Origin of the sequence: Streptomyces sp. NBC_01408 (assembly GCF_026340255.1) — a bacterium.
Lineage (GTDB): Bacteria > Actinomycetota > Actinomycetes > Streptomycetales > Streptomycetaceae > Streptomyces.
The window spans coordinates 897,076-914,103 of sequence record NZ_JAPEPJ010000002.1 but is presented as its reverse complement, the minus strand read 5'-3'; the positions used below and the strand labels follow the sequence as shown (position 1 = coordinate 914,103).

Annotated in this window: 17 protein-coding genes, 1 tRNA gene and 1 pseudogene; 10 read left to right on the top strand and 9 right to left on the bottom strand. The window is 71.1% G+C overall.

All coding sequences use genetic code 11. From position 1 onward, the window contains the following. Positions 1-6 precede the first annotated feature (6 nt). The 4 genes from OG447_RS26255 to OG447_RS26240 are packed head-to-tail and all read left to right on the top strand — an operon-like array spanning position 7 to position 3,273. Positions 7-762: a (Fe-S)-binding protein gene (locus OG447_RS26255; RefSeq protein ID WP_266939778.1), complete on the top strand. Its 756-nt coding sequence runs from the start codon at positions 7-9 to the stop codon at positions 760-762. Then, entirely contained in the window at positions 759-2,252 is a 1,494-nt protein-coding gene (locus tag OG447_RS26250; RefSeq protein WP_266939777.1) for a lactate utilization protein B, read from the top strand. Before OG447_RS26255 ends, OG447_RS26250 begins: the two co-directional genes overlap by 4 nt. Continuing rightward, positions 2,249-2,875, top strand: a complete 627-nt coding sequence (locus OG447_RS26245) for an LUD domain-containing protein (RefSeq protein ID WP_266939776.1) — start codon at positions 2,249-2,251, stop codon at positions 2,873-2,875. Before OG447_RS26250 ends, OG447_RS26245 begins: the two co-directional genes overlap by 4 nt. Before the next feature lie 5 nt (positions 2,876-2,880). Then, a complete protein-coding gene (locus OG447_RS26240) occupies positions 2,881-3,273 on the top strand; it encodes a VOC family protein (protein WP_266939775.1) in 393 nt (130 codons plus the stop codon). Positions 3,274-3,324: 51 nt separating this feature from the next. Here OG447_RS26240 and OG447_RS26235 read toward each other — a convergent pair whose 3' ends face one another. Then, positions 3,325-3,825: a DUF309 domain-containing protein gene (locus OG447_RS26235; protein ID WP_266939773.1), complete on the bottom strand. Its 501-nt coding sequence runs from the start codon at positions 3,823-3,825 to the stop codon at positions 3,325-3,327. Between the two features lie 116 nt (positions 3,826-3,941). Here OG447_RS26235 and OG447_RS26230 point away from each other — a divergent pair. Then, positions 3,942-4,015 (top strand) — tRNA-Pro (locus tag OG447_RS26230). Between the two features lie 729 nt (positions 4,016-4,744). Here the strand turns inward: OG447_RS26230 and OG447_RS26225 are convergent. Beyond that, positions 4,745-5,635, bottom strand: a complete 891-nt coding sequence (locus tag OG447_RS26225) for a LysR family transcriptional regulator (RefSeq protein WP_266939771.1) — start codon at positions 5,633-5,635, stop codon at positions 4,745-4,747. 135 nt (positions 5,636-5,770) lie between these two features. Between OG447_RS26225 and OG447_RS26220 the strand changes: the two genes are divergently transcribed. The 5 genes and pseudogenes from OG447_RS26220 (at position 5,771) to OG447_RS26200 (ending at position 9,274) form a co-directional block, all read left to right on the top strand. After that, a complete protein-coding gene (locus OG447_RS26220) occupies positions 5,771-6,223 on the top strand; it encodes a nuclear transport factor 2 family protein (RefSeq protein WP_266939770.1) in 453 nt (150 codons plus the stop codon). Between the two features lie 14 nt (positions 6,224-6,237). Continuing rightward, a pseudogene (locus OG447_RS26215) lies at positions 6,238-6,574 on the top strand (transposase family protein); the annotation flags it as partial. 245 nt (positions 6,575-6,819) lie between these two features. Further along, positions 6,820-7,539, top strand: a complete 720-nt coding sequence (locus OG447_RS26210) for a DUF4386 domain-containing protein (RefSeq protein WP_266939768.1) — start codon at positions 6,820-6,822, stop codon at positions 7,537-7,539. Next, the gene (locus OG447_RS26205; protein ID WP_266939766.1) at positions 7,536-8,534 is read left to right on the top strand and encodes a hypothetical protein; all 999 of its coding nucleotides are present in this window, start codon (positions 7,536-7,538) and stop codon (positions 8,532-8,534) included. The genes OG447_RS26210 and OG447_RS26205 overlap by 4 nt, the downstream gene beginning before the upstream one ends. Continuing rightward, positions 8,531-9,274, top strand: a complete 744-nt coding sequence (locus OG447_RS26200; protein ID WP_266939765.1) for a hypothetical protein — start codon at positions 8,531-8,533, stop codon at positions 9,272-9,274. Before OG447_RS26205 ends, OG447_RS26200 begins: the two co-directional genes overlap by 4 nt. A gap of 122 nt (positions 9,275-9,396) precedes the next feature. Here the strand turns inward: OG447_RS26200 and OG447_RS26195 are convergent, their stop codons facing one another. The 7 genes from OG447_RS26195 to OG447_RS26165 form a co-directional block, all read right to left on the bottom strand. Beyond that, entirely contained in the window at positions 9,397-9,954 is a 558-nt protein-coding gene (locus OG447_RS26195) for a hypothetical protein (RefSeq protein WP_266939764.1), read from the bottom strand. Positions 9,955-10,145: 191 nt separating this feature from the next. Then, entirely contained in the window at positions 10,146-10,676 is a 531-nt protein-coding gene (locus OG447_RS26190) for a hypothetical protein (RefSeq protein WP_266939763.1), read from the bottom strand. After that, a complete protein-coding gene (locus OG447_RS26185; RefSeq protein WP_266939762.1) occupies positions 10,673-12,736 on the bottom strand; it encodes a hypothetical protein in 2,064 nt (687 codons plus the stop codon). The genes OG447_RS26190 and OG447_RS26185 overlap by 4 nt, the downstream gene beginning before the upstream one ends. Continuing rightward, complete coding sequence (locus OG447_RS26180) at positions 12,736-13,119, bottom strand: hypothetical protein (protein ID WP_323181856.1); 384 nt, start codon at positions 13,117-13,119, stop codon at positions 12,736-12,738. Before OG447_RS26180 ends, OG447_RS26185 begins: the two co-directional genes overlap by 1 nt. Before the next feature lie 105 nt (positions 13,120-13,224). Further along, a complete protein-coding gene (locus OG447_RS26175; RefSeq protein WP_266939759.1) occupies positions 13,225-15,816 on the bottom strand; it encodes an ATP-binding protein in 2,592 nt (863 codons plus the stop codon). 2 nt (positions 15,817-15,818) lie between these two features. Next, complete coding sequence (kdpF, locus tag OG447_RS26170; protein ID WP_266939758.1) at positions 15,819-15,908, bottom strand: K(+)-transporting ATPase subunit F; 90 nt, start codon at positions 15,906-15,908, stop codon at positions 15,819-15,821. A 147-nt stretch (positions 15,909-16,055) separates the two neighbouring features. Then, complete coding sequence (locus tag OG447_RS26165) at positions 16,056-16,841, bottom strand: GNAT family N-acetyltransferase (protein ID WP_266939757.1); 786 nt, start codon at positions 16,839-16,841, stop codon at positions 16,056-16,058. Between the last annotated feature and the right edge of the window lie 187 nt (positions 16,842-17,028).

Here is a 17,028-nt window from a genome sequence, read left to right as displayed (position 1 = left end):
CCCGTCATGCGTGTCGCCTTGTTCGTCACCTGCGTCAACGACGCGCTGTACCCGGGAACCGGCATCGCCGTCGTACGCCTCCTGGAGCGGCTGGGCGTCGAAGTGGACTTCCCCTCCGCCCAGAGCTGCTGCGGCCAGCCCCAGTACAACACCGGGTACCGGCGCGAGAGCGAACCGCTGGTCCTGCGTACGGCCCGGGCCTTCGCCGGGTACCCGTACGTGGTCACCCCCTCCGGGTCCTGCGCCGCGATGATCCGCGCGCACTACCCGCGCATCGGCCGCATGGCGGCCCAGGAGGGACGGGGGACCGCGCTGGCGGAGGCGGCGGACTCACTGGCCCCGCGCGTGTACGAACTGACCGAGTTCCTGACCGACGTGCTCCACGTGACGGACGTGGGCGCGTACTTCCCGCACACCGTCACCTACCACCCCTCCTGCCACGGACTGCGCGCACTGGGCCTCGGCGACCGGCCGCGCCGGCTGCTGTCCGCCGTCAAGGGCCTGGACCTCGTCGAGCTGCCCGGCGCCGAGGAGTGCTGCGGGTTCGGCGGAACCTTCGCTGTCAAGAACCCCGACGTGTCCACCGTCATGGGCGCCGACAAGATCGCGAACGCCCGCACCACCGGCGCGGACTTCCTGTGCGGGGCAGACAACTCCTGCCTCGCCCACCTCGACGGCCTCCTGCGCCGCACCGGCACCCCGCTGCGGGCGCTGCACCTCGCCGAGATCCTGGCCGCGACCGAGGAGGACCCCCTGCCATGACCGGTACGCATCTGGGCATGCCCGCCTTCCCCACCGCCGCCCGGGAGGCCGTACGGGACGAGGTGCTGCGTTCCAACCTGCGCCGCGCCACGCACACCATCCGCGACCGGCGGGCCCGCGCCGTCGCCGAACTCGAGGACTGGGACCGGCTGCGCGCCGCCGGCAAGGCGGTCAAGGACCACACCCTGCGCCACCTGGACCACTACCTCCTCCAGCTGGAGGAAGCGGTCACGGCCGCCGGCGGCACCGTCCACTGGGCGGCCGACGCCGACGAGGCCAACCGGATCGTGACCGACCTCGTCCAGGCCACCGGCGGCCGTGACACCGCGGCCACCGAAAAGCTTGAAGTCGTGAAGGTCAAATCCATGGCCACCCAGGAGATCGGCCTCAACGAAGCCCTGGAAGAGGCCGGGATCGCCGCCTACGAGACCGACCTCGCCGAGCTGATCGTCCAGCTCGGCCACGACCGCCCCTCCCACATCCTGGTCCCCGCCATCCACCGCAACCGCGCCGAGATCCGCGAGGTCTTCGCCGCCGAGATGGGCCGCTGGGGCCGGCCCGCACCGGACGGGCTCGGCGACGACCCCAGGGAACTCGCCGAGGCGGCGCGCCTGCACCTGCGCGAGAAGTTCCTGCGCGCGAAAGTCGCCGTGTCCGGAGCCAACTTCATGGTCGCCGAGACCGGCACCATGGTCGTCTTCGAGTCCGAGGGCAACGGCCGGATGTGCCTGACCCTGCCCGAGACCCTGATCTCGGTCGTCGGCGTGGAAAAGGTGATCCCGACCTTCCGGGACCTGGAGATCTTCCTCCAGACACTGCCGCGCTCCTCGACGGCCGAGCGGATGAACCCGTACACGACGATGTGGACCGGCACCACGGACGGCGACGGGCCCACCGCCTTCCACCTCGTCCTCCTCGACAACGGCCGAACCGACACCCTCGCCGACGAGACCGGCCGCCAGGCCCTGCGCTGCATCCGCTGCTCCGCCTGCCTCAACGTCTGCCCGGTCTACGAACGCGCCGGCGGCCACGCCTACGGCTCCGTCTACCCCGGCCCCATCGGGGCCATCCTCAGCCCTCAACTCAGGGGCACCGCCAGTGAGATCGACGCGTCACTGCCGTACGCCTCCACCCTGTGCGGGGCCTGCTACGAGGTCTGCCCGGTAGCCATCGACATCCCGGAGGTCCTCATCCACCTGCGCGAACGGGTTGCCCAGGGCGGGCCGGTGACCCGCGAGGGCATCCGGGTACGGATCCGCCCCGCACACGGCCACACCGCCGAACGGGCCGCCCTGCGCGCCGCCAGGCTGCTCCTGGACCACCCGGGCGCCCTGCGTGCGGGCGAACGCCTCCTGGCCCGGGCCCGCCGCCTCGCCCCGCGCCGGCTGCCGGGACCCGGGCGCGCCTGGACCGACAGCCGCGAACTGCCCCCCGTACCGGCGCAGTCCTTCCGCGACTGGTGGACCCGGGAACGGGAGACCCCCCGATGAGCAGCAAGGACCGCATCCTCGGCCGCATCCGCCGCGGCGTGGGGGAGCCGGGCCCGGAGCCCGCGATCCCCCGGGACTACCTCCAGGTCCACGGCTCCCGCACCCCCGCGGAACGGGTGGACCTGCTGGCGGCGAACCTGGCCGAGTACCGGGCCCGCGTCCACCGCACGGATGGCCGCGGGCTGCCCGACCTGCTGCGGCGCCTGCTGGCCGACGCCGCCACCGTGCAGCTCCCGCCCGCCCTCGGCTTCGACTGGCCCGACGGCCTGCCGGCCACCCTCCTCACCGACCGGGCGGAGCAGACGGCGCGGGAGCTGGACCGGGTGGACGCCGTGGTGACCGGCTGCGCCCTGGCCATCGCCGAAACCGGCACGATCGTCCTGGACGGCGGCCCCGCCCAGGGCAGGCGCCGCATCACCCTCGTCCCCGACCACCACATCTGCCTCGTCCGCGTCCCCGGCCAGGTCGTGGACTCCGTCCCGCAAGCCCTGCCCCTCCTGGACCCGGCCCGCCCGCTGACCTGGATCTCCGGCCCCTCCGCGACCAGCGACATCGAACTCGACCGGGTGGAAGGAGTCCACGGCCCCCGCACCCTCGACGTGGTCCTCCTCGGCGCACAATAGGGGCCATGCCCGCACACATCGCCCTCACCGCCCTCGTGGTCCACGACTACGACGAGGCCATCGACTTCTACACCCGCGCCCTCGGCTTCGACCTCGCCGAGGACACGGCGCGCCCCGACGGCTCCCGCTGGGTCGTGGTCCGGCCGCCCGGCGCCCAGGAGACGGCGCTGCTGCTGGCCCGCGCCAAGGACGAGGCCCAGCGCTCGCGGGTCGGCGACCAGACGGGTGGCCGCGTCGGCTTCTTCCTCTACACCGACGACTTCACCCGGGACCACGCCCGGATGACGGCCGAGGGCGTCCGCTTCCTGGAAGAGCCGCGCCACGAGCCGTACGGCTCCGTCGCCGTCTTCGAGGACCTGTACGGCAACCGCTGGGACCTGCTCCAGCCCGCCGAGTAGGCCCGGGCCGGGCCGCCGGGCTGCGGGGTCGCGGGGCCGCCGGGCCGCCGGTCAGGCGGGACCCGGCCCGCCGGGGGTGCCCCGCGGGCCGGAGAGCCCGGGAGCCTCGGCCGCCGCGTCGATGTGCTCCCCGGCCTCCACCCGCCCGGCCAGTTCCCGGGCCCATCCGACCAGCCCCGCCACGTCGATCCCGTACGCGTCCTCCCGCCCGGCCAGGGCATCGGCCCCGCGCCGCAGCAGCCGCGCCCCGCCGACGGCGTTCCCGCGCGCGGCGTGCGTCAGCCCGACCGCGAGCTGCGCGAGCCCCCGCCACAGCGGGGCCGCCGACGGCGGCCCCGACTTCCAGGCGTCCTCGAACACCTCGTGCGCGTGGAAGGGCATCCCGGCGTCCAGCAGCCGCTGCGCCTCGCGCGTCGTCTCGCGGGGCGAGCGGGCCACCCCCTCGGGCTGCCGCTCCACCCCCTGAGCCCCGTACGGTAGCGGCCGCCCCAGCCCGTCCCTGGGCCGAGCGCTCCGCGCCCGCCCCGCGTCGTCCCTGTCCCGTGCGTTCACCCCCTCATCCTGCCCCCGCCGATTACCGGTGCGTGCACACCCCTCGCCGTGGGGTAATGTTCTGCATGTGCCGCCGGGACAGGGGAAACCCAGTCGGAGGACAACCGAAGGCACATCGGGACGTGGCGCAGCTTGGTAGCGCACTTGACTGGGGGTCAAGGGGTCGCAGGTTCAAATCCTGTCGTCCCGACTCGAAAGAGTCGCAGATCAGGGGCCGTTTTGGAGCAATCCAAAACGGCCCCTGATCGTTTTTGGGGACCAGTTGGGGACCAGGGCGGTCGGTGCGGATCAGACGGCGGTAACGGCCGTGACTGGCAGCGAACGAGGTGCACGGAGCACCATGAGGTGCGCAGACAGCGCGGCACCAGCTGCGGTGATCTGGCCAGAGTCGGGGTGCGGGTAGCGCTGAGTGGTGGTCAGCGAGCCGTGTCCGGCGATCTTGCAGAGGGCATGGGCACTACGTGCAGACGCCAACCGGCCAGACAGGGGTCGAGTGTCTTGAGTTCCAGCCCTCGAAGCGCGAGGTCCAAGTTCGCGGTGCCGTAGTCGGCCAACGGCATGGTGGCAAGTGACGGGTTGATGCCGGTCTGGGCGGCCTCGACCAGGGCTGAGATCCACTTCTGAGCTTGGCCTCGGTCTCCTTGGCCTCGGAGCCGGACCTGCGGGACTTGGTCGCGGACACAGGGACGAACGGCGGCCCTTGCAGGGGGCGGGCAGTGCGCCAGGAGATCGGCGCGGACCGGGCGGTGGACCGTGGCGGGGCCGGCTGCGCGCGGCGCGGGCGGTGAGCCTGGCCCCGGCCGTACGGTCCGGTCCCGCAGAGGGTCTTTCCGGGCTGCTGCGCGCCCTCGGAGGATCGGTTCCCGTTCCGTAGCGGCCGGGTTTGCCGCGTGCCCCCGTTCGCTGCCCGTTGTCGCTGTCATAGTGCGATGGGGCCGAGGTCGGCGGCGGTTTGGGCCAGTGCGCGGATGCCGGGGCTGTCAGCGGTGGTACGCCAGGTGAGCGCCCATTCGAGGGTGGGGGCGTCATGGAGGGGCAGGAAGACGATGCCGGGGGGCTTGTTGTAGCGCGCGGCGACTTCGCCCAGCGGGTGGACGCAGCGTCCGGCCGCGACCAGGGAGAGGATCTCGTGGAAGGTCCGCGCGGCGGGCCCGCGGGGGATACGCCGGCCGAGCGGGGTGCGGGTGGGGACCATGGAGGCGACCCAGTACTCGGGGGCTTCGGGGCCGAGGTCGACGACGTGGTTGTCGGCGAGGTCTTCCAGGGATGCGGTGCCGCGTCGGGCGAGCGGATGGTCCGCGGCCACGGCCAGCACGCGGCCTCCGGTGAGCACGGTGGGGCCGACGGTGAGGTCCGGTTCGGCGACGGGCAGCCACAGCACGTGCGCGTCGTGCTCTCCGGCGCGCAGGGCGGTGAACGCGTCGGCGCCGTTGATTTCGCCGAACTGGATGTCGCTGCCGGGGTAGCGGGTGCGGAACGCGTCTACGAGGGGGCGTAGTTCGTGTCCGGCGTGGCCGAAGACACCCAGCCGCAGGGTCCGGCCCGCGCCCGGGCCGGCTGCTTGGGCGCGCGCGAGTCCCGCGTGGAGGAGGTCGAGGGCCTGCTGCAGGTCTTCACGCAGGCGCCGGCCGACAGGGGTCAGGGCCACGCGTCGGCTGGTGCGATCGAACAGGGCCACGCCGAGGCGGCGTTCTTGTCTGCGGATGGCCTGGCTGACACGGGCCTGGGAGACGTGAAGCCGTTCCGCGGTGCGGCCGAAGTGCAGCTCTTCCGCCAGTGTCAGGAAGATCTCGATGTCGCGCAGCTCCATGCATAACTCCCACGTTATGGATAGCTCCATGGACTCTACATTGTTCCGCCGCTGACCTGCAGCGATGCTGGACTCATCAGCCACCAGGCAGGCGGCAGACGCCTGACCGACGCATCGATGAGGCAGGGAAACCCGATGGGCGCTATGCGGAATGTCCTCGATCGCTTCGATATCGAGGAGCTTCGCGCCGAGGTCACCGACGCTGTGATGATGCGCGACTTCGACCGCGTCGCCTCGCTGTTCACGCCCGACGGCACCATGCGATGGCCGCACATCGACAAGGAGTTCATCGGCCGCGAGGAGATCCGCGCGGGAATCGAGTGGGGGCAAGGACTGTGGGAGTTCTTCGTGCAGAACACCCACCCCGGCGTCATCCGGCTCGACTGCGACACCGCGGTCGGGCGCGTGTACATCCAGGAGTTCGGGCGGATGCACAACGGCAGCTCGCACCTGAACTACGCCCTCTATCACGACCGCTACCAGCGCACGTCCGACGGCTGGAAGTTCGCCGAGCGCGTCTACGAGGTCAGATACCTCGACTCCACCCCCCTGGCGGGCTCGCCGCTCCACGCAGCGCCTGGGGCTTAAGGGTTGTCCCGTACCTGCTGGTCACGGCGTACTGGCGCTCGAACTTGACGACGCGCCAGCTCGCGCCGTTGTTCGGGGTGTCGAAGTCGGCGGCGGACCGCATCATCGACCAATCGACGCCAACACCCGCCTGGTCGTCGTGGTCGGCCGCCCCTGCAGGGCAACCGCAGCGACTGCAAGGCATGGGAGGAATCCGGCGCCAAGGGCCGCCGTCGACAAGGCCATCACGATCGCCGACGGCGGCTACCCGGGCACCGGACTCGTCATCCCGCACCGCCGGCGCACAGGCGAAGACCTGCCCGAGTGGAGCAGGCGCACGACAAGTCCCACAAGCAGTTCCGAGCCCGCGTTCTGCGCCGGCGCGCGGGGACACGCGGCGGTGGAGCATCGCCCGCGGAACTGGAGTGGCTGCTGCGGGACTTCACACCCGTACCGGTACGGCTACTCCCCAGGGAGTAGCCGAACCACCTCCCGCTGCGGGACGACCATGGCGCCACCGCAGCCGCATTCTGACTGTCACGCACCGGGGCCGCACACCCAGCACCGCCCGCCGGGGTCCCACACCGAATCCCTTCACCGATGATCCAGGAGATGTCATGCTCGCATCAGCACATGAGTCCCACGCGGCCTCGCTCCGGGGCGCGGCCCCGCGCCCGCGCGGCACCGTTGCGCTGCTCACCGTTTCGCTCTCCTACGCCGTACTCACCGCCGCGTACGTCGTCACCAACCGCGCCACCCCGCAGCCCGACGCCTCCGGCCACGACATCCTGAGCCAGTACGTACGCGACCACGGCACCGCGATCGACCTGGGCGCCTTCCTGCTGCTCGTCGCCGCCGTGCTCCTGGTGCCCGTGGCCGCCACCCTGGCCCGGCTGGTGCGGCAGGGGCAGGGGCAGGACCAGGGCGCCGCGGCGGCGACAGTCCTCGCCGGCGGACTGATGGCCAGTGGCGCGCTGGCCTCCAGCGCCGCGCTCACCTGGACCCTCGGCCGGCTTCCGGAAGACGCACCCGCAGCCCTGGCCCGTGCCCTGGCAGACCTGTCCTTCCTCGCCGGCGGTGTCGGATACGCCGTGTCCTTCGCTCTCCTGGCAGCAGGCACCTGCCTGGCAGCCCGCGGGAGTGGCCTCCTGCCACGTGCCTGCGCCACCACCGGGCTGGTCATCGCCGCCGCCGGACTGGCCGCCACCCTCACGCTCCTCGCCCTCGACTTCGGCTACCTGCTGCCCGTCGTCCGCTTCGGTGGCACGGCATGGCTGGTGTGGGCCGCGATCGCACTGTTCCGCTCGCGCCCCACCGCACCGGGGGTGAACGCATGACCGCAGGCGACCACATGTCCGCGGACGAACGCATCACCGCAACCTCGCCCGTACGATCGCGCTCGGCCTGGCAGATCCCCATCGGCGCGGCCCTTCTCCTGCTCGCGTCCGCCGCCTTCCACACGGTCGTCCTCCTGCTCGCCGGCGGCCCTTGGGACGGCCCCGTCTCCTGGCGGAAGCCGATCACCTTCGGGCTGTCCTTCGGGATCAGCGTGCTGACCGTCACCTGGATCTGCCTGCTCCTCCCGCTCGCCGCGCGCACCCGCACCCTCCTCCTGGGCGCGTTCACCGCGGCGTCCCTGCTGGAGACCGGTCTGATCATCCTGCAGGCGTGGCGCGGCGTCCCCTCGCACTTCAACACCGAGACCACCTTCGACACCTTCGTCACGCGCGCCCTGGCGGCCGGCGGCGTCACCCTCATCGCGGTCGTCGTCGCACTCACCGTCGCCGCACTGCGCCCCCACCCGAGAGCCGCCCCCAGCATGCGGCTCGCGCTCCGCGCCGGACTGGTGGCGCTCACCGGCTCCATGGCGGCCGGAGCAGTGATGATCGTCTACGGGCTGACGCTGGAGGGAGCGGGCCGCGCGGCCGAGGCCTACCAGGCAGCGGGCTTCCTGCGCCCCGCCCATGCCGTCACCATGCACGCCGTCCTGCTGCTGCCCTCCCTGGCCTGGCTTCTGAGCCGTACCCGACGACCGGAGGCGGAACGGCTACGCCTGATCCGCCTCACCGTCGCCGCGTACGGTGCCGTCGTCGTGCTGGTCACCGCCGCAGCCGCGGTCGGCCTCACCTTCGCCACCCCGGCCACCACAGCCGTGGTGAGCGCGGGCGTCACGGTGGCCCCCGCACTGGCGTTCCTGGCGTTCGGCGTATCGCCGGGCGTACGTGAGAACCGCAGTTCCACCAAGCCCGGCAACCGGGAACCCACCCATGGCTCGCACCGCGCCGACCTCGCCGGCGGCCTGGACGACGACGACCGGAGGCATGACACATGACGCAGACCGCGAGTAGGAAGCACCCCGGGACCGTCGCGAGCGCGAGCGCGGGCAGCGCGGCGGCAGAGGGCGCTGCCCCCGGTCCGGCAGCCCGCCCGGCACCCCACCCCCGAACACCGCCCGCCGCGGGAAGGGTTCGGCGCCTGCCCCAGCGATGGCGCAAGGCGATCCTCACCCTCCACGTGACGGTGGCGGTCGGCTGGGTGGGAATCGAGATCGCCCAGCTCATCCTCGGGCTCGTCGGCCTCACCACCGACGACGCCGGACTCGTCCGCGCAACCCGCGTCGTCATGGAGATTCTCGGGATCGAACTGATCGCCATCGTCGCCTGGACGACCCTGCTGACCGGCCTGCTCCTCGCGGCGGCGACGCAGTGGGGCCTGCTGAAGCACTACTGGATCGTGACCAAGCTCGTCATCACCGTCGCCCTGATGCTGAACGGCCACTTCTTCCTCCAGCACTGGCTGCGCGAACAGGCAGAGGTGGGCACGGCCCCTGAATCCCTCAGCCTGCAGCTGGTGATCACCATGAGCATCTCCCTGGTGCTGCTGGTCTCGGCGACGGCGCTGTCGATCTACAAGCCATGGGGCAAGACCCGCCGCGGCCGCCCCGCGGCCAAGAGCACACGCCCCTACAGCTCGTCGGGGGTGCCTCCAGCCCGCCGCCGCCCCGCCGGCCCGGGACCCTTCGGCTCCTCGGCTACGGAAGCTCGGGGGCCGGCCGAAAGTGGCGTCGGGTGATGGCCGGGGTGACTCGCCGGCCGGCTGACGGTCTGCCCGCCACTACGCCAAGTTCCTGGACGGTGTCAGGGAGCAGGGAAACTGCCACTTCCCCCTGGCGGCCGGCGCTCATGCGCCGCTGATCACCGGAGGCCGGAGACTTTGAAGACCGTGTGGGCCGTCTCGCGGTCGATGCGCTCCGCCAGCTGCCGCAGGGCGGTGGCGCCGCACAGCAGAGTGCCGCGCTGGATCGATGTGCGGGTGTCCATGTCGAGGCGGCGCCACATCGCGGGATTGCGGACCAGGACGGTCGGATCGATCTCGGCCTGGCTTCCCTCCGTGTCGCGGAGGATCATCCGCTGGGCCACCCCGTCGGACCACCTGACCGAGACGAGGAAGTCGGTGCGGACGGTGTGTTCCACCAGCAGTCCTCGGGCGCTCAGCAGACCGGGACCTACGGAGACCCTGGAAGGCAGCAGGATCACGAAGAGGAGGGCGGCCAGGCCGGTCCAGAGGGCGCCGCGGGTCGCGTCGAGCTCGCCGAAACCCGTGTCCATGGCGATCAGGGCCGTGTACAGGAGGGACGCGACACCGACGGCCGAGCGCCTTTCGCCGGCCCAGTGGATGTCGCGTGCGACAGGTCCTGGAGGCTCCGCCGCGGCGTGTGCGCCGGTCGTGAGCTGCACGAAACGTCGTCCCATGAGGGGGACTTTAGGGCCGGTACGGGCACCGGCACCCGACCCTGACGCACCGCTGATGTGATGGCTACGACCTCTTGACGGAGTTGCGTCAGGACCGGTCCTGGTCGGTGCGGACCACGACGGCGTTCGCCGCTTGAGGGGAAACCCGTCGGCTTCAGTGGCCGCCATGAGGGCCATCATCGGCAATCCGGTCAGGAGGCGCAGCCCACCGCCTTCTGGGCCGCAGGGAAGTACACGGTCATGAGACGGGCGAGAGCCTCACGGCGTTCGGGCAGATCGGAGGCCTTGACGGGCGGGTAGATCTCGACGACGAACTGGCTGGGCTTGCCCTCGTAAGTGCACCGTGCGACCGCGACGGCCATGGAGTCGGCAACGCGGGCGGCGTCGCCCACGTCGATCTGTGCGGGATCGCCGGAGCTCTCCAAGCGCTGTCTGATGCCCCCCATGACGTCTTCGTCCGCCGTGGTCACGTCGCCTTTCACGGTCAGAACAGTGTTCTTGTCCACGGTCAGTTCGCACCGCGGAGCGTGTGGCCTGGCTCCGTACGTCGACTGCTCCAGCTTGGCGCCGGGCGGAAGCAGCGGTGCGATGAGGGCCGAATCAGCGGCCACGCCGCAGATGTCGCCCGGCAGCGCGTACTCCCTGCCCTTGCTGCACCCGGTCACTGCGATCAGTGCCGCGGCCCCGGCAGCGGTCATCATGGCCGTGCGCAGGCGCCTCACTGGGTGCCTGCCAGACCCTTGGCGGCGACGTTCCCCGTCACTGCGGACGTGTTGATCTCCTGCTCCAGCGTGCGCGGAGTGTAGGAGTGCCCGGGGTTCGCCTTGGCCCACTCCTCGGACAGCGCCCTCAACTGGTTCTCCCGGTGCGTGAACGTCTTCGCGTTCTGTTCCTGGGCTCCCGCGTCGATCCGCGCCTGCTCGTCGAGCTGCCACTGGTAGGCGAGGGCGTCGACGCCCCGTTGCGCTATGTCGCCGACCACGGGGATGAAGTTGGCTGCTCCGCCGAAGCCGTGGTAACGCCACTTGGCTTCCCACGCGGGGTCATCCTTGTCGGTCTTGAGGGCCTGGTAGCGGGCCTCTTCGAGGAAGCCGACCGTGCGGCCCGCGTTCTGCAGTGTCTCGTTGGGGTCACGCGGGTGTTCTGCGTGGATGTCTTTGATCATTTCTCGGTTCATGGCCTCGTTGAGCATGCCGTAGGAGTTCTGGTCGCGGGAGACCTGCTTGCTCACCTCCAGGAGGTGGTGGCGGTCGAGCTGGCGGGAGTCGTCCGGCGTGTCCGACATGGCGCTGGCCGAGTGGTGTACGACATCGCTGTGGGCGGAGAGGACCTTGGCCATGTCGTCGCGCATCTCGGAGGGGAACTCGTCGCCGCGCTCGGAGAGGTACTTCAGGGAGCGGTCCAGAACCTGGCGGTGTTCCGGCGTGAGGTCGTCGGGACGCGTTGTCGTGTTGTTGGGGTCGACTCCCGTGGCCGCAGAGACCAGGGCGGCGCCCGTGGCCTCCCGCGCGGTGTTGCCGTCCTTGGTGTCGAGGGGGGTGTCGTCGAAGGTCTGCCGGTCGCCGAGGACGTACTGGGCGTTGTCGGCGGGCTGGGTGGCGTTGAAGAACTCGGTCGCCGCGTTCGGGCTGGCTGCCAGCGCCGTCATGAAGCCGGTCATGGGGTCGCGGCCGAAGTCCTCGCAGATGAAGTTCAGCTTCGGCACGGGTGGGATGCCGCCGTTCCAGTAGTTGGCCGGGAGCTTCATCTTCTTCTCGGTGGCGACGAGTGCGTTGCCGTAGTCGCCCAGGAAGCGGTTGTCCCAGTCGCCGCTGCGCATGAGGTTGCTCATCACCTGGTAGCCGTAGACCTGGGTGCCGCGGGTCTGGATCCGCTCCTCGCCGAGCTTGACCATGTCGTTCTCCCAGGTGCGCATGGCCGGGCTGTCGGACTGGGTGGCGCCGGCCAGGGTGAGGGAAAGACTGCGCTGGAAATCGCCGAGCTGGTCGTGGCGGGAGCGCTGCAAGGTGCCGCCGTCGGAGGGGTCGGCCAGGTCGGCCCAGAAGTCGAGCAGGCCGCGTGGGCCGATCGTGGTGGCGAGCTTCTCCTGGAAGAGCCGGTCGTCCTTGTACCTGGCCAGATCGGCGCTGAGTCTGTCGAACTCTTCCGGGGACATGCCGTCCCCCTTGGTCTTGAGGAGGTGTGCGACGCGGTCGGCTTCCTTCATCGCGTCCGCTGCGCGGTCGCGGTCGTAGTAGGCCGCGTCCGAGAAGCCGTACGGGGTCTGGCCGACCAGCATCGTCAGGGCCTGCGCGGCCGTCGTGTCGCTTTCGGTGGCCTCCTCGAGAATCCGCTGGACCTCGTCGCGGAACGCGGTCGCGTCGGTCTCGGTGTGCTCGGGCACCGTGTGGCCCTTGGCGGCGCGGTCCGGGTGGACGTTCATCGTGACGGTGAAACCGCCGTTGCCCGTACTCACCACGGTGAGGTTCTTCTCCAGCGCCCGAGCGATGGCCTCGTTCAGGCGGGCCTTGTAGCCGGCGAGTTCGCCGTGGGTATCGCGCAGGATGTTCCCGATACTGGTTGCCTCGGTGGCGGCATCGGCGAACTCCTTGGCGGTCTTGCCGACGAACTCCCGCGTCACGGTCGCGTTCACCCCCGCCCAGTCGGCCTTCGCCGCTTTCCCGCCGAGGTCGCCGCGGGCGTCCGACTCCAGCTCCCACAGTTTCGTGGCCATGGCCGTCCAGTCGGCCACCGCCGTGGACAGCTTCGAGAGGTCCGCGAAACGCAGTGCGTCCAGATCCATCAGTACTGCGCCCTTTCCTCGAAGCCCTTGTCCAACTGGGCGAATTTGAACTGGGTGGCTATCCAGTGCTCGTCGCCGGCATGAGCCTTCTGCGTGTAGTCCAGGTGATTGGAGATGTGGGCGCAGGCGTCAAGCAAGGTGCCCACCTGGTCGTGCCACTTGTCCGCCACCGTCGAGAGGGCGGCGCCAAGGGCGAAGTCCTTCTTCAGGGAACTCGCCGCCTCGTGCGTACTGGCCTTGGCGTGGTCCCCGTCGGTGCCGAGCCGGTGCCGCAGCTTGAAGGCGGCGTCACCGACTGCCGCCAGGTCCGTCTGGGTGACCACCAGATCCCCCTGCGGCCCCGCTCCGCCGCCCCCTCCGGGGTCGAGCTGATTGAGTCGCATTGCCGTCTGGTTCGTGGCAGCGGCCGACCTGAGCTCCGCCCATTCCTCATCGAATGACATAAGACCCCCATGGTGAAAATGACTTGCTCCGTAAGCGAGTTCGGCTCAGGCGAGATCAATGGGCCGGATGAGGCCGGCGGCCGCGGTGGCGACGGGCAGGGACAGGACCATGGTCAGTCCTCCTCCTGGGGTGTCCTCGGGTGTGAGCGTGCCGTCCATCGCCTCGGTGAGTCCCCTGGCCAGGGCGAGGCCGAGGCCGAGGCCGGCGGTGTTGTCGCGGTCTCCGAGGCGTTGGAACGGCTCGAAGGCGCGCTCGCGGTCGTCGGCAGCGATGCCGGGGCCCCGGTCGGCGATCCGGATTTCGACCCGTCCGGTCAGAGCGCTGGCTGTCACCAGCACCGGGCGGTCCGCGGGTGCGTGGCGGACGGCGTTGCCGACGAGGTTGGCCAGCACCCGTTCGAGCAGGGGAGGATCGGCCTGAAGCGCCGGTACCGATTCAAGGTTCTGCACATCGATGGCGGGCCCGCCCTCGGGCGCCAGGTCCAGCGAGTCCAGCGCGGCCGGAAGGACTTCCTCCAGCGTGGTGGCCCGCAGGTCGAGCGTGAGGGCGCCGGCTTGCAGGCGGCTGAGATCGAGCAGGTTCTCCACCAGGCGGTTCAGCCGGTTCAAGGACACCTCAGCGGACGCCAGCAGTTCCGCGCGGTCCTCGGCGGAGAACTCGATCTCCTGGTTGCGCAGCGAGCTGACCGAGGCCAGCGCCCCTGCCAGGGGGGTCCGCAGGTCGTGGCTGACGGCCCGCAGCAGGGCGGTGCGCAGGCGGTCGGCGGCCTTGATGGGTTCGACTTCGGCGGCGGCCTCGGCCAGCCGGGCCCGCTCGACCGCCGCGCCGACATGGGCGGCGAACGCGGCCAGCACACGACGCTCGGAAGATGGCAGAGTACGGCCGCGCAGGACGAGGAAGGCTTCGGGGCCGGCCGTCACCACCAACGGGCGGTCCGCTTCGCCCCGGGCGCGGCGTCCGCTGTCCGTTCCCGCACCCGTGCCGGGGGCTTCGGGAACCAGCTCGACGGTGTCCATGCCGAAGGTTTCCCGCGTACGTTGCAGCAGCGCCGGAATCGTCTGGTCGCCACGGACGATGCTGCCCGCGAGCGACGACATCGTCTCCGCTTCGGCCGTGGCCCGAGCGGAACGGCGGGAGAGCCGCAGGGACCGGTCCGCCGCGGCGGCCACGGTAGCGGCGACACCGGCGAAGACCACCAGCGCCAGCACACTGTCCGGGTCGTTCATGGTGAACTCGCCTATGGGCGGCATGAACCAGTAGTTCAGGAGCAGTGCGGCGGTGAGCGCCGCGATCAGAGCGGAGACCACCCCGCCGATGCAGGCCACGCCCACGACGGCCACCAGGAACAGCAGTGCCTCGCTGGTGAGGTTCAGGGTGCCGCGCATGCGGTCGAGGGCGAGCGTGAGCAGTAAGGGGAGCAGCAGGGCGGCGACCGGTCCGGCGATGAGCCGGGAGGTGGGGAGGGTGCGTCTGCGGGAGGGCAGCAGCCGGCCGTGGCCCGCCCGCTCGTGCGTGACCATGTGGACGTCGATGTCCTCCGACAGCGCCACCACGGTCTCGCCGATGCCCCGGCCGGTTATGAATCGTTCCAGCCGACGGCGGCGGCTCGTACCGAGGACCAGTTGAGTGGCGTTCTCGGCCATGGCGAAGTCCACCAGGGCGGTGGGCACCTCGTCGCCGACGACCGAGTGGTAGCTGCCGCCGAGATCCTCCACCAGGGCCCGCTGGACGGCCAGGGCCGCGTGCGAGACACCTGCGGCCAGCCCGTCACTGCGCGTGACGTGCACGGCGAGCAGTTCACCGCCGGCGGAGCGGCCCGCGATGCGTGCCGCGCGACGGATGAGGGTCTCGCCCTCGGGTCCGCCCGTGAGGGCCACAACGACCCGCTCCCGGGTCTCCCAGACATCCCCGATGCCGTGCTCGGTGCGGTACTTGTGGAGCGCCTCGTCCACGCGCCCCGCCAGCCACAAGAGCGCCAGCTCCCGCAGCGCGATGAGGTTGCCAGGACGGAAGTAGTTCGCCAGCGAGGCGTCGATCCGCTCCGGGGGATAGATGTTGCCGTGCGCCATCCGGCGCCGCAGCCCCTCGGGCGGTATGTCGACCAGCTCGATCTCGTGGGCGCGACGTACGAACTCGTCGGGCACGGTCTCCCGCTGCGGCACCCCGGTGATCTTCTCGACCACGTCGCTGAGCGACTCCAGATGCTGGATGTTGAGCGTGGTGACGACGTCGATCCCGGCGGCGAGGATGTCCTCGACGTCCTGCCAGCGCTTCGGGTGCCGCCCGTCCCCGGGGACGTTGGTGTGGGCGAGTTCGTCGATCAGCACCACCTGTGGCCGCCTGGACCGCAGCGCCTCCCGGTCCAGCCCGGTATACCGCCCACCGCGGTACTCGTGGGCGGCCGGCGGGAGGATCTCCAGGCCGTCGAGCTTCGCTTCGGTGTGCCGGCGCCGGTGGCACTCCACGAAGCCGGCCACCACGTCCGCGCCACGGGCAGTCCGACGGTGGGCCTCGTCGAGCATCCGGTACGTCTTGCCGACTCCGGGGGCCGCGCCCAGAAAGACCTTGAGTCTGCCGGGCGGCACGACGGGCTGTCCCGCGTTCGTCTCCGGGCCGGCCTCGTGCGTGGTCGTCATCGTCAGAACTTCTCCGGGAAGAACAACGCCAGGACCAGATAGCCGACCAGACAGACCGCGATGATGACGCCTACGACAGTTTCCGTGCTCACCCGTACCCGACTCCTCCGTGCGCCCTCAACCTCACCAGCGAACACCAGCGATGGAGCGAGGAGAACGGCCCTGACGTACTCCTGACGCCCCTCGGCTGGGACTTTGACGGTGTATTGACGGCCGAGCGGCCGATGGGGTCCGGTCGCTCACGCAGGTACTGGCGTTGCCCGGACCTCCCGTGCCACGGCGCGTCCGGTGACGTGGTGGACGTACTCCCTGGTCAGCCGGAAGCCGGATGACCAGGCCAGCAGTCGGCTGGGCCGGTTGTCGCGCGAGCAGCACCAGCTCGCGGTGTGTCCACGGGCCTGGATGTCGGCTGTCAGGCCGGCGACACAGGCCAAGGCGAGACGTTCGCGGCGGCGGTCGGGCACGGTGAGGACCGCGATGTCCTCGTAGGCGCTGCCGAGGAAGTAGGTGCAGGCGACGGAGAGGATCCGGCCCTTGGCGAAGGCGGCCCAGCCGTGGCCGGAGGCGGCGAGGCCGGCGGGGCCGCCCCAACTGGCGTGGATCCAGGCGCTCTCGGAGTGCAGGTCGGCCAGCGCTGGAGCATCCTCAGGCGTCAGTCGTCGCACCGTGACGCCGCGCGGCGGGCCGGGGAGGTCCACCTGGGCCTGGTGGACGTACAGCATCCGTTCCCAGGGGACGACGCGTTCGAAGGCGGGGCCGAGCGAGGGCCGGAAACGCGCGGGCGTTTCGACGTACTGGCCGGCGAACCGCTTCAACGAGTCCGGTGCGAGGGCGCTCGGGTCGCCGCGCAGCAGCACGTGGTCCGCGCAGCTGACGGCCAGGACGCGGGGTTGATCGGGGCGGTCGGCCCACCAGTGGCCGACACCCGTGGTCAGGACGTGCTCGGCGAGAGCGCCGGGACCGGGTGAGCCCGTGGGGAACCAGCGGCTCAGGGCAGGCAGTTGCCGTGGTGCGATTTCGATCATGAAGTTCTCCAGATGGTGCACGGCTGCGCAGGCAGGGGAGCAGGGCGGCCCGTGCGAGCAGGCGGGTCCGATCGGCGACGGGGCGGGCGGACCGGAGAGTGCGAAGGTTGAGGCCCCGCGCCGCCCGGAGCGGGGGCGGGCGCGGGGCGGAAGCGGCCGCCCGCGCTACGGGCGGGGGCGGGCGGCC